This is a genomic window from Streptomyces sp. NPDC093510 (assembly GCF_040683555.1).
Classification (GTDB): domain Bacteria; phylum Actinomycetota; class Actinomycetes; order Streptomycetales; family Streptomycetaceae; genus Streptomyces.
Genome location: NZ_JBFBEE010000044.1, coordinates 1 through 11,581, shown reverse-complemented (window position 1 = coordinate 11,581; position 11,581 = coordinate 1). Strand labels below are relative to the sequence as shown.

11 protein-coding genes are annotated in these 11,581 nt (G+C 69.1%); 6 read left to right on the top strand and 5 right to left on the bottom strand.

Going from position 1 to position 11,581, the window contains the following annotated elements; genetic code table 11:
• Position 1: 1 nt before the first annotated feature.
• Positions 2–556, bottom strand: coding sequence for an XRE family transcriptional regulator (locus AB0N81_RS40205; protein ID WP_365367588.1), 555 nt, complete (start codon positions 554–556; stop codon positions 2–4).
• 271 nt (positions 557–827) lie between these two features.
• Here AB0N81_RS40205 and AB0N81_RS40200 point away from each other — a divergent pair, with 271 nt between their 5' ends.
• The 3 genes from AB0N81_RS40200 to AB0N81_RS40190 all read left to right on the top strand — a co-directional run bounded on the left by AB0N81_RS40200 (position 828) and on the right by AB0N81_RS40190 (position 4,439).
• Positions 828–3,011 (top strand): helix-turn-helix transcriptional regulator, encoded by a 2,184-nt coding sequence (locus tag AB0N81_RS40200; protein ID WP_365367586.1) that lies wholly within the window; start codon positions 828–830, stop codon positions 3,009–3,011.
• A 10-nt stretch (positions 3,012–3,021) separates the two neighbouring features.
• Positions 3,022–3,579: an XRE family transcriptional regulator gene (locus AB0N81_RS40195; protein ID WP_365367584.1), complete on the top strand. Its 558-nt coding sequence runs from the start codon at positions 3,022–3,024 to the stop codon at positions 3,577–3,579.
• A 218-nt stretch (positions 3,580–3,797) separates the two neighbouring features.
• Positions 3,798–4,439: a hypothetical protein gene (locus AB0N81_RS40190; protein WP_365367582.1), complete on the top strand. Its 642-nt coding sequence runs from the start codon at positions 3,798–3,800 to the stop codon at positions 4,437–4,439.
• 248 nt (positions 4,440–4,687) lie between these two features.
• Here the strand turns inward: AB0N81_RS40190 and AB0N81_RS40185 are convergent, their stop codons facing one another.
• Positions 4,688–5,749 carry a hypothetical protein gene (locus AB0N81_RS40185; RefSeq protein WP_365367580.1) on the bottom strand — a complete coding sequence of 354 codons (1,062 nt, stop codon included), beginning with the start codon at positions 5,747–5,749 and terminating at the stop codon, positions 4,688–4,690.
• A 195-nt stretch (positions 5,750–5,944) separates the two neighbouring features.
• Here AB0N81_RS40185 and AB0N81_RS40180 point away from each other — a divergent pair, with 195 nt between their 5' ends.
• Both AB0N81_RS40180 and AB0N81_RS40175 read left to right on the top strand, forming a co-directional pair.
• Positions 5,945–6,076 (top strand): hypothetical protein, encoded by a 132-nt coding sequence (locus AB0N81_RS40180; protein WP_365367578.1) that lies wholly within the window; start codon positions 5,945–5,947, stop codon positions 6,074–6,076.
• Between the two features lie 127 nt (positions 6,077–6,203).
• Positions 6,204–7,349 carry a hypothetical protein gene (locus AB0N81_RS40175; RefSeq protein WP_365367576.1) on the top strand — a complete coding sequence of 382 codons (1,146 nt, stop codon included), beginning with the start codon at positions 6,204–6,206 and terminating at the stop codon, positions 7,347–7,349.
• A 40-nt stretch (positions 7,350–7,389) separates the two neighbouring features.
• Here AB0N81_RS40175 and AB0N81_RS40170 read toward each other — a convergent pair whose 3' ends face one another.
• The 3 genes from AB0N81_RS40170 to AB0N81_RS40160 are packed head-to-tail and all read right to left on the bottom strand — an operon-like array spanning position 7,390 to position 10,708.
• Positions 7,390–7,740, bottom strand: coding sequence for a hypothetical protein (locus tag AB0N81_RS40170; RefSeq protein WP_365367574.1), 351 nt, complete (start codon positions 7,738–7,740; stop codon positions 7,390–7,392).
• A complete protein-coding gene (locus tag AB0N81_RS40165; protein WP_365367572.1) occupies positions 7,737–10,496 on the bottom strand; it encodes a Helicase associated domain protein in 2,760 nt (919 codons plus the stop codon). Before AB0N81_RS40165 ends, AB0N81_RS40170 begins: the two co-directional genes overlap by 4 nt.
• Before the next feature lie 38 nt (positions 10,497–10,534).
• On the bottom strand, positions 10,535–10,708 hold the full coding sequence (locus AB0N81_RS40160) for a hypothetical protein (RefSeq protein ID WP_365367570.1): 174 nt from the start codon (positions 10,706–10,708) through the stop codon (positions 10,535–10,537).
• A gap of 56 nt (positions 10,709–10,764) precedes the next feature.
• On the opposite strand from AB0N81_RS40160, the gene AB0N81_RS40155 reads away from it, so the two are divergent.
• Positions 10,765–10,896 (top strand): hypothetical protein, encoded by a 132-nt coding sequence (locus tag AB0N81_RS40155; RefSeq protein WP_365367568.1) that lies wholly within the window; start codon positions 10,765–10,767, stop codon positions 10,894–10,896.
• The last annotated feature ends 685 nt before the right edge of the window (positions 10,897–11,581 follow it).

Below are 11,581 nucleotides of genomic sequence, written 5' to 3'. Positions count from 1 at the left end.
GTCAGTTGATGGAGAAATCGGCGAACTCCACGTCGGTGAAGGCGATCCCGAGACCGTGAGCACGTCGGCCTCCGTCCCGGAAGTAGGCATGCCCCAGAGCACGGGCGAGGATCACCAACTGCTGCTGCTCGCCCCTGCCGGCGTCCCGGGCGGCGAACAGCTCGCGGGCCACTTCTCCCGACAGGTACTGGGTGATCAGCCGTACCCGCGGATCGTCCGACGAGCCTGCCGGAGCGGCGAATCCGAACCGCGCCCTGTTGTGGAGGACAAACCCGTCGGCCTCGGCCCGGGCCCTTCGGCGGGCGCGCACCAGGGGCTGCCACCGTGCCCTGACGGCCTCATCGATCAACCCCCTATGCACAGCACTGGGACGCCGACGCACTCCCGGCCGGGTGGTGGCCCACCTCTGTACCGTGCGCTGGGAGATCCCCAGGAGGACAGCCACGTTCTTCGTGGAGCCCTTCTCCGTCTTGAGCAGGAAACGCACAGCGGCGTCACCGGTGGGAATGGGACGGGTCAGCAACGCTCGTTCGAGCCCTTTGACGATCTCACCCATGCCTGCCCCCGAGCGTTCTGCCACCGCGATGACTGGTGCACGGCGGCCGTCTGCTCTCCCAGACCTCTCACACCAAGCCGCTCTCCCCGGCCAGTTCAGGCGTAGCCAGGACACCACCGCAGGCCCTCGGCTAAAGAGCCTGCAGCAACCCAGCTCGCGGACGCCTTTCCGGAAGCAATCGTGGACCCCCAACCGCCATTTACGCCACCCGTACGCGTTTGGTACGTGAAATGTGCGCTTCACGTTAGGGTTGCGGGACAGGAGGTGCTGCATGTCCGAGCTGTTCGATGCGGTCGACGCGCTCATCGCGTCCCGCTCCCAGTTGCCGCCCCCGGCGGAGCGCAAGCGGCTGCGCCAGGCGCACGGCCTGACGCTGGACGAGGTGGCCGCCGCGCTGCAGGTGCGGCGGGCAACGGTCAGCGGCTGGGAGGCCGGCAAGACCGAGCCGCGGCCGCCGGAGCGCGATGCCTACGCCCGCATGCTCAAGCAGCTCGCCCAGCTCTACCCCCCCAACGCTCCGGTGTCTTCTGAGGACACGGCGGTTCCCGAGACGCCTGCGGGTGCGGCCGCTCCTGCGCCCGCACCCGCAGGCCCGGCTGCGGAGGCTGCGAACACCGCACTGCGCCCCGCTGCCCCTGTACCGCGCCCGGCGGTCACGACCAGGCCGACGTCGCGCCGTCCGGCCTCGAAGAAGGCCGCCCCCGCAGGCACCCTGGTGAACGGCGCCGATCCGCGTTTCGAAAACGGTCCGCTCGCGGTCGTCGACGTTACCGACGGCCAGGTGCTGGCGTACTGCGTCGGCGGCCTGGTCCTGGACGTAACCGCGAAGTCGATCCCGTCCCTGGTGGAGTGGACGCTGCGCGAAGGGCGGCTCGGTCAGCCGAAGTTGTCCGGGGCGGGCAAGGACGCCGACCCCCTGATCGTGCTGACCGAGGCCGCGTGCGAGTACTACGGCCTGCCCGTCACGCTCACCCAACAGGAGCGCCTGGCCGGGCGGCTGCCGGAGGGCCACAAGGTCATCGAGCAGCTGGCGCGCGCGCACTGGCAGCTGACTAAGCGCGGGTTCGGGCCGTGGGCGCGGATCTACCGCCCCGCGCAGGGCTCGGAGCGCTCCTGCGTGCAGTTGTGCATCCCATCGTGGGACGCGCTCGACACCCGGCACTGGGCAGACGCGGGGCAGCTGCCGCCGGCGGAGCTGGCCCGGCTGCTGGGCACGTATGCGGCCCGCGTGATGACGCCGCGCGGATCGACCGCCGTGACCGGCCTGGAGCTGATGACCGCCCTGCACCCGCCGACCCGCGCCTCCGTACCAGACGCGACGGGCAAGCGGCACTCCGAGCACAACCCCGGCTCGCTGGGCAAGGATCCGGTGGACTGTGCGCCGTGCGAGGCACCCGACGGGCACCCGGTCCTGGCGGACCTGCCGCGCTTCCACCACCGCACCCCGGCCGAGGTCCTGGTGGAGGAGGCGTACGACTGGGCACGCCCGCTCACCGACGCCGAATGCCTTCGCCCCCACCTGGTGGGCATCGACGTGAACATGGCCTTCGCCGCCGGCGCGAACGGCCTCACGGTCGGCCTGGGCGCGCCGACGCACGTCAAGAACCCCGTCTTCGACGCGAAACTGCCCGGCTCCTGGCTGGTCGACCTCAGCCACGTCGACCTGTCCCGCGTGAAGCTCGCAAAGGAGTGGACGGACCTGGACGGCGAGCTGCTGCCAAGTCCGTTTACGCCGAAGGGTGACCGCCCGGAGGGGCCGGCCTGGTATGCCACGCCGACGGTGGCGTACGCGGTAGAGCTCGGCTACGACGTGCCCCCGATCGAGGCGTACGTCCGCCACGACAACGGCCGCTACCTGGACGCCTGGTACAACCGGCTGCGCGATGCCTACCTCGCCACGATGGCCGACCTCGGGGTGGGCGCGGACCTGCCTCCGGAGGAGTTCCTCGCGGCGATGGACGGCTACCGGCAGCGTGACCCTCAGCTGGCGATTGTTGTGTCCGCAATCAAGGCGACCGTGAAGGGCGGCATCGGCAAGCTGCGCGAGCGCCCGCGCGGGGAGGGCTGGAAGCCCGGGCAGCCGTGGCGGGCCCTCGCCCGGCCGACGTGGCGCCCGGACATCCGCGCCGCCGTCATCTCCCGGACCCGGATCAACATGCACCGCAAGATCGTCAAGCACGCCGCCTTCACCGGGCAGTACCCGGTGGCCATCCTCTCGGACTGTGCCGTCTACGCCTCCGACGGGCCCTCCCCGCTGGACTTCCTGCCCTATCGGGACGGCAAGCCGCTGCCCGGCGGCTTCAAGCTCGGTGTGAACCCTGGGCTGGTGAAGTGGGAGGGCACCCAGAGCGTGCTGTGGGGCGAGGGTGTGCGCGAGCAGTTCAACGCCCCGGAGCTCAACCTCGCCCGGTACATCAAGGACGGCACCGTCACCGATCAGGACACCGGGGAGTAGGTAGAGCGCGATGAGCATGTTCAGGGACGGCCTGGACGCCGCGGTGCACAAGGCGTTCACCCGCCCGGCGCCCAAGAGCGCGCCCGCGCAGATGCGGTACCTGGTCAAGCAGCTGAAGGGCACCAAGGCGGTCGCCCAGATGCTGCGGATCTCGCAGCGCACGGTCGAGCGGTACGTCAAAGACCAGATCAAGAAGCCCCGCCCGGACCTCGCAGCCCGTCTGGAGCGGGAGGTGAAGAAGCGGTGGCAGCCGCAGATCCGCGCTAAGGCGCGGCAGAGGGCGGCGACTACCGGCGGCATCGTCATCGACACCCGCGCCCGCATCGGCTACACCGCGCCGATCGGCACGACGGACGAGGACCGCCTTCGACACCTGAGCGTCGCGCTGCCGCCCCGCTACGCCGCCCGCCTCTTCGACGCCCAGGAGGCCGGCGCCACCGACCGGCAGCTCCAGCGGATCGCCGCCGAAGCACTCAAGGAGATGTACTTCCAGGACAACGGCCGCCGCGCTGGCCAGCTGGAGGAGGTCCGCTTCACGGACATCGAGCACCTCGAGTTCGACCTGTAGCAACCACGCCCGAACAGCCTGCGAGCCCGGACCGATGAGCCGAAGCACGATAGGCGTCACCAAAGCACGCCCGATGTCACCAAGATCGACGGGCGGGCCCGTCTACCCTCCGTCCCCTTACTCGCACAGGGACCGGTTGTCGGAGGCTGCGGATAGCGTGACCAGGTCCGGCCGCGCACTCCGCGCGGCCGTCTCAGGTAGAGAGGACCGCGAACGTGGTGAGCGCAAGCAGCATCCTGCGGGCAGCGTGGGTGCCCGATGACGACCCCGAGCGGGATTGGGAGATCGCAGCCGATCTGGCCGTGGCGTGGGTCCGGCAAGAATGCGCTGAGCAGGGCGCCGCTGGCGTGCTCGTGCTTAATGCCTTCGGTGTGGAACAGCAGATCCCGTCCCTGCGGCGTTTCGCGGCGGAACACACTGTCACCACACCCCGTGCCTCCCGCGACCGTGTCGGCCGTGGCAAGGGGCCCGTTCTGGCATACGTTCCGGACGAGAAGACCCTCGACTTCGCTGCGGGCCTGGCACGTGGGTCCTCGCTGGCCATCGTGGAGAGTATCCACGGCTTTCCGCTCAAAGGTTGGGCGCGCCAACTCGGCGCCATCGACCTCACCCGGCCCGATGAGCAGCCCGAGCAGATCGATTCCGAGCTGGCCGAAGCAATCGACCGCCTGGACTTCTACAAGAACAACGGCTTCGGTGACCAGTTCGGCAAGCAGCAAGCCCAGCGCATTCTGCAGGACCTGCGCGGCTCAGGGCTGCTGGAGCGGGACGTCGTTCTGGGAGCTCTGGCAGCCAAGGGCGCGTCCGATCGTGCGGTGCGGAATCTCGGCAAGTTGATAGACGCGCTGGACCGCGGCTGAGCCCCCGCAACGGCCCGACTCATCCACCTGGCCAGCTGCGGCGCGTCCGGTGACAGCATGCCTGCCTAGCCCCTCACCGATGACAAGTAACGTGCAGAACCAGTGACAGCTGCCTTGCCGCGCCAGCCGCAAAGGCGCAGGTCGGCGGCCCGTCACTGGTGACATCTATCGTGCGTTCGGCTCAACCGATCGGTCCGGGCTAGCAGGCGTATCCACAGCAGGGTGCTCATGCACGAGATGCCCACGTCCTACTCCGGAGGTGGCGTCACCAGCTTTGTAGCGCTGGGGGCGACGTCCGCTGCACAGGCCAGGGTCGGCAGGTCGCGGTCGAGCAGGCCGTTCATTTCGATGGCCACACGGCTGAGCAGGTGGGCGGCTTGGACGGACTGGCCGTCGGCGACGGCGGCGTAGAACCGGGCGGCATAGGTGATGGCGTCGACATCGCCGATAGTGTCGGACATTCCGATGGCGAATGGCACGGTGCCGACCAGCTTCCCGGTCTGGGCTGCGGAGTGGCAGGAGTTCAGCATGACCAGCAGCGGCTTGTCGTCCACGGCGGCGATGGCCCGGGCGAAGGCGCCGGCGCTGACGATGGCACCTTCGTGGAAACCGTCCTCGCCCTTCTCGAAAGCGATCAGGTCCTGTGTGCTGTGGCCGGAGAAGTGCACCACGTGGGGACGGAACCGGGTCAGCGCGTCCAGGAAGACGTCCGCCGTCGCAGCAGGGTGGACATCCAGTTCGACAAGGTTGCGATGGGTGGCGCTCTGCACGGCCGCACGAATCCTCTGTTGTTCCTGGCCGACTCGCAGGTCACCGGCGGAGGCGGCTGCCAGTAGCAGCACTCGCAGTTTCTCCGGCTTCGGGGCCCGCAGTTCTTTCAGCACCGTGCGCACCTCGCCCTCCGTCGCCGACAGACGGCTCTCGATCTTCTGCTGCTCAGCTGCGGCATGACGCTCCGTCTTCTGCTGTTCACGCTGGCGAGCCTTCTCTGCGGCGGCCCGCTCAACCTGTTCCGCCTTCGCCAGCTTGGCCGACAGGTCAGCTGCCTCCTTGGAGAGCTTGCCGACCTTGGCGCTCCACGTGCTGGCGTCCTGGCCAGCTTTGTTGGCCTCGTTCTCGTACCGCTGGGCAGCACGCTGCTTGCTGTTGACGGTGCCCTGGCTGCTTGCCTTGGCGGCTGCCGCTTTCTCCTTCGTGGCCTTCGCGCGCTTGTCGGCTTCCTTCTTGCGGAACTCGCCGACCTTCTTCTCCGCGTCAGCGCGAGCCTTGTTCTTTCTGTCCAGCTGGCTCCGGTAGTAACTGGCGTTCATGGGCGTGCCTCTCTGCGTTTCCCGTCTCGACAGGCTATGGCCACCCACTGACAACACTCCTCGCCGCTTCCCACAGCGTTCCTGCAGGTGTGGCGGCAAGACGGGCAGTCCTGTGCGGGTCTGCTGACGATCGTGGCGGACGGGTCACGTTCCTTGCCCCGAAGGCCATCTGAGCGCTGGTAGATACTGGCCGCCATGGCAGAAGGCTCCGACCCGCAGCAGGACGTCACCTACCGGGCGCCGGTCGGCTCCGTCGATCTCAAGGCGTTCGATGAAGACGGCAACTCGCACGAGATTCGTGTGTGCCACGACTGTCTGCCGTGGTAGCGGAGGTCGTGGTCGTTGCCGGGGAAGTCCTCGTCAGAGAGGGGCATGCGGTGGGATGTCCGCAGTTCCAGGAGCTCATCCGGGACTGAGACGGGAATTCATCGCCCAGGGTCGGGACGCATCTCCTATGGGTGATGATGTTGTGGTGAGTCTGGACCTGAGCAATTACGAACTCCTCTGGCCCGCATCGCTGTTCATATCCGAGGGCGAGCGCGTGCTCCGGTCCACAGGCTCCTGGCAGGACCGGGCTATTTGGCTCATGACGGAGGCCCTGGCCGGCACAACCGCAGTCGCCGACTTCGAGGATCTGCCCAACCACACCGCGCCGACATCCGATCCCTGGGCGACCACCGCCACCGGCTGGGGCACCAAACGGGCCGTGATGGACCAGCACGACTGGTTCACCGAACTCATCCGCCGGGCGCCCGAGCTCAGGCATGCGGCCGCGCCCCGGCCGCACTGGCCGCAGCGCCGCGGCATTGGACTTGCTCACGATGACAGTGCCGCACGGGACACCCGACGGGACTTCGCGCGGCTCATCGGCGAGTTCGCCGACAACGGCTACCTGGTCGAAGTCTTCGGCGAGGAATGCATCGACGATCACAGCGAGCTGCCTGACCCCTCCGACGTGATCGACAGGCGACTTGGCATCCCCGATCTGTGGCCGCTGGCGCCGGAGGCGTGGGGCGAAGACACCTTCTACGGGCTGATCGAGGTGTTCCACGACCTGGTGAGCCGCCCCCGTACGCGGCGCTTCCACTCCTACAGCGGCTGCGGATGGCACCACTCGGAGTTTCACAACGGCCCGGCACGCTTCCTGTACCGGTGGAAAGTCAACCAGCTGTTGCGCGAGGCCGGCATCGATTACGAACTGGCCGCCGAGGGTGAGGACCTCGGGCGCCTGGTCACCGTCACCGACGACGCCCGAAGCCAGCTGGTGCACCGCGCCCTCAACGACAGCCCACCCGACACCACCGCCGGTGTCCGCCACGCCATCGCCCTCTTCCGAGGGCGTGACACGTCAGCCGAGAGCAAGCGATCGGCCATCTTCAACCTCGCCCGCATCCTTGAGGAACGCCGTGCCCTGATCAAGCAGCACCTCGGGAAGGACGAAGGCGCGCTGTTCGAGATCGCCAACCGCTTCGACCTGCGCCACCGCCGGGCCGACCAGCGAGGCGAGTACGACGAAGCATTCCTCGACTGGATCTTCTGGTGGTACCTCGCCACGGTAGAGCTGACCAACCGGCTGATCGCGTCGCGGAGCCTCGCCTGAGCCGTGGCGCCGAACGTGCCTCCCCGATCGGGTGACTGTCTCAGTAGTCGCCCTGTTCGGAGGGCGGTCCGTACTGCTCGATGAGGTCGCAGGTGCTGCCCTCGTACACCGACTTGTCGCACTCGTCATGGTGGTCCTTCTGCGGCAGCGGCTTCACCGGGACGGGACGTGCGGTGACTGCGGCGGGCCGGGGCGGGGCGGGCTGGTCGGCGGTGCGGAACTCGGTGTCGACCACGGTGGAGGCGATTTCGTCCTTGCGCCACTTCTCGGGGTTGTTGTACGGCACCAGGCCGCCCGCATAGGCCATGCGCAGCAGTTCGGCCTTGGTATGGGTGCGCATGCGCTGCATCCGCGCCGTGCCCCGCGCCGCCCGGCGCTCTTCCTCCGTCACCGTGTCGCCCTGTCGTGGTCCTCCTGCGCCTGCGCGTCCGACGGCACGGGCTGGACGAGACCGTCGTCCACCGATGCCGGGCTGGACGGGGCAGGCACCGCCGCCTTCGCCCAGGGCACGCCCAGGGCGGCGAGGGCGACCTGCTGTTCGGAGGTGAGCTTGTCCCACCTCGCCCGGGTGTTCGAATTCCATACGCCCAGCTTGATGACCACCGGCTCCGGCTCACCGTCGACCACGATCTCTTCAGCGTGGCCGCGCGGTACAGGCCAGTGGGCGCCTTCCCGTTCCACCCACTGTGCGAGGGCCGCCAGACCGCGCTGGAACGCCTGCTGTGCCTTGCCCGGGCCCTTCGTCGCACGCGTTGCTGTCGGAGCCGGAGATGGCGCCTCAGCGGGCTTGATACCCAGCCTGGACAGCCGCTCCTGCTGCTCGGTCGACAGCTGCGCCCAGGTGCCCGGCTGGGACTGCCGCTCCAACCACCGCCCGATGTCATCGCCGTCCATCAGGACGCCGGGCTGGATCTCGGGCAGGCTGCCGTCGACGTCGACCAGGTCGGCGAGCACCCGGTAGTGGCGCTGCCAGTCCAGCGGCCAGGGGCAGTTCCAGTCCGGGTCGATCGCCTCCAGCTGCTTTGCGCGCTCCGCCGCCCGCTCCGCGTCCTTCCCGAGGCCGCCCTTCCTGCGGAGATTGGCCATGTGCTGCCCCACGGGCGCCATCGCCTCGCCCTCGCCCCAGACCGCGTCCTGACGCGGAGCGAGGTGCCCCGTGACGCGTCGATACGAGCGCAGCGCGGCGAGCTTGCTCTCCCAGGCTTCCTCGCCGGGCTCCCACACCATCCCGGCCTCCGGCGCGTCCAGGAGGACCTTGCGCCGGCCCTCCAGCTCACCCGCCCGCAGCGCCTTGCGCTGCTGGTGGACCCACCGCCCGAGGGGGAAGTCCTTTGTGACGCCGACCTCGACCTCAACGTCATAGGGCACGGCGTAGACGCCGGTGATCTCGTTCTCCGCCCGCCAGCGCAGCAGGGCCTGATAGCCCTGCAGCCACACCAGCGACTCCGGCCGGTAGACCCGAGTGCGCAGGAATGCCGCGATCGTCGCCGCGTCGCGCGGGCTGGAGAAGTAGAGCAGCGCCGCTTCGACGGCGGCCTGCGTATCGTCCTGGTCCTCGCCGTCGCCCTCCCCGCCGGCCCCGACGATCCGCCCGTCCTCGTCACGCCGGACGTGGACCTTGCGCTTGCCGCTGGTGAGCGCGCGGGAGGCGAGCTGCTCGACCAGGCGCTCATCATGCGAGCGCAGGCCCTGGAGGACGGCCACGAGCGGCTTGAAGCTGGCGGAGGCGACCATGTCGGTCGGGTCCTCGCCCGGCTCCAGGAACACCGGCACGATGATCCTGGCGACCTTGGTGGAGCCGTCCTTATTGAGCCGGAGTGCGCGGCCGATGTTCTGCACGATCTCCACCTGCGAGCCGCGGGTGTCGGCGAAGCAAACGGCTTCCACACCCCGCTCGCCGGTGATGTCCACGCCTTCTCCGAGCACGCGAACGCTGGCGAGGAACGCCCGGTGGACCCGGCGCCCGGCCGCGTTGATGCCGTTGGCGAACTGCCTGAGCGCCTCGCGGCGTTCGGCCACGAGGTGGTCGCCGCACAGCCACGCCGACCACACCCGGTCCGGCGGGACATGGCGGCCGGCCTCCAGCTCGTAGAACTCCGCGTCGATCGACGACGCGGGGAGCTTCTCCGCCTTCGCCAGGTGCTCGTCCGAGGCGTCGTTCATGTACAGCTCGGCAGCCGTCTCGGGCAGCTTCTCCGCGAACGCGGCGGCCTCCTCGACCTTCTGGTGGAACGTCATGACCGTACGCAGGTTGTACGCCGCCGCGTGCTCCAAAAGCGCGGTCTGCAACAGGGCCAGACGCCGGCCCCGCCGCGCCTCTTCGGACTCCCCGAGTACGGGGGAGGGGTCGCGGATCTCCAGCACGTCGATCTCGAATCCGGCGAGAATTTCGCGCTCGATCGCCTCGCTCAGCCCGAGCTCGGCCAGCCACGGCCCGTAGGTTTCCGAGTCCTGTCCCATCGATGCCAGCTCCTGGCCGTCCGTGCTCTTCTGCGGGCAGGGCGAGGCGAGGATGCGCGGTGTGGCGGTGAGGTAGAGCCGGAAGGCGGCGAGGATGCGGGTGTTGTCGTGGATCGCCGCCCACGGCCGCCCCATGTCCCCGGCGGTTCCGTGGGCCTCATCAACGATCGCGAGGTCGAAGCCGTTCATGCGCTGGCCGTACAGGCGCTCCCCGCCCGCCAGAGCGGCTTCCAGCGGCCCGCGAACCTTCCTCCGACCCGTCGGGTCCTCCGGTTCCTCACGGTCCACCAGGGAGGCGTACGTGGCGAACACGACCACCGGCCCGGACCCTGCCCACAGGGCGAGCTGGATCGGGTTGGTGGTGGTCCGCACCCCCAGCGCGTTCAGCACCGCGTCGTTCTCCAGCGAGCACACCGCGACCATCGGCCTGGTGTGGCCCACCAGGCGCCACGCCTGGACGGTTTGCGCGAGCAGGTCCAGGGTCGGCACGGTCACGAGGATCCGGCCGTCCGCGAACGACTCCAGCGCGCACGCGGCGGCCGTGATCGTCTTGCCCGAGCCGGTCGCTGATACGATTGTGCCTCGGGCACCCTGCGGGGGCACAGATGATCTTGCAGGGAATCCCACCCACCTGCGAAACGCGGAGCGCTGGTCTACCTGGTGTTCCTTGAGCTGAATCGCTGACATTTCCATGCCCTCTCCGAGCATCGAATTCCTGTGGTCTTTCAGAGGGCCGCGTGCGGAATGCAGGCCGCGCCCAGGTCGTTCCAGATCGACACACCCGCCTTGTGCCAGCCGCCGGGCTTTCCGTCCTTGAAGGGCGGCTTGTCGTCCACGTCGTAGTGCCCGGCACCGAGCGTGCAGACCACGACGTCCCCGTCCGCGTCCGGGCCGTGCATAGACCGCCGGCCTCGCCCAGCGCCTCCAGCACCCGACGCCGCGCCGTGGTGTGCGAATGCGTCCGCGGAAGCACCGCCTCCCGGACGAACGTCTCCAACCGCTCCAGGCCGACCCGTTCACGCTGCCTCACGCCCTCAACATGTACGGCCAGCTCAGCGGCTCCAGCGGACCGGCCGCCGCGCCGTGACCACTCCCGGTCCGCGATGCCCACCAGGGCCTGGCTCATGACCCGCACCCCCTCGTCCCAGCCGTCCGCGAACAGGAGCTCCGGGAGGCCGGCGCCATCCCGTCCAGCTCCAACATCTGGCACTGCGCCCCGGCGACCGCCCCGGCCTCCAGGTCGTCCGCCTCGCTCGCGGGCACTCCCTGCGCCTCCAGGAGCGCGAACAGCCTCAACCGGGCGTTCACGAACGCCGTCTGATACTGCGTCACCCGGCGCAGAGAAACGCTGCTCAGCGTGGGATCAGGTCCGGTAGATTCAGCGTGACCGGCCATCCGCGGTCATTCCTCTCGGAATTATGGGGAGGCTCCAGGGCGGTTGGGGGTGTCCCGTATTTCCGCCAAGACTACATGCTGCATCAACCCGATGCACCCACTACACTGAAACCGGCAACGAACGAGCAACCCCCCACCCCCAGTAGCCAGCCCGGCCCGCGCCAGCGGGCCCAAGCAGTCCTGGAGGCGCCGCCGGAAGGACCGTCAGGCGGGGGAGCGCAGCGGACTCGCCGAACCGGGATGGAGTGAAGCGAAAGCCTGGTAGCGGGACATAGTCCCGCAGCCCTGGGAGCGCAGCGGACGGGGCGTTAACCAGACTGCGCAGCAGTCAGGTTGTGCGGGCCGCGCAGCGGCCCGCTAGCGCTTCCGCGGAGCGG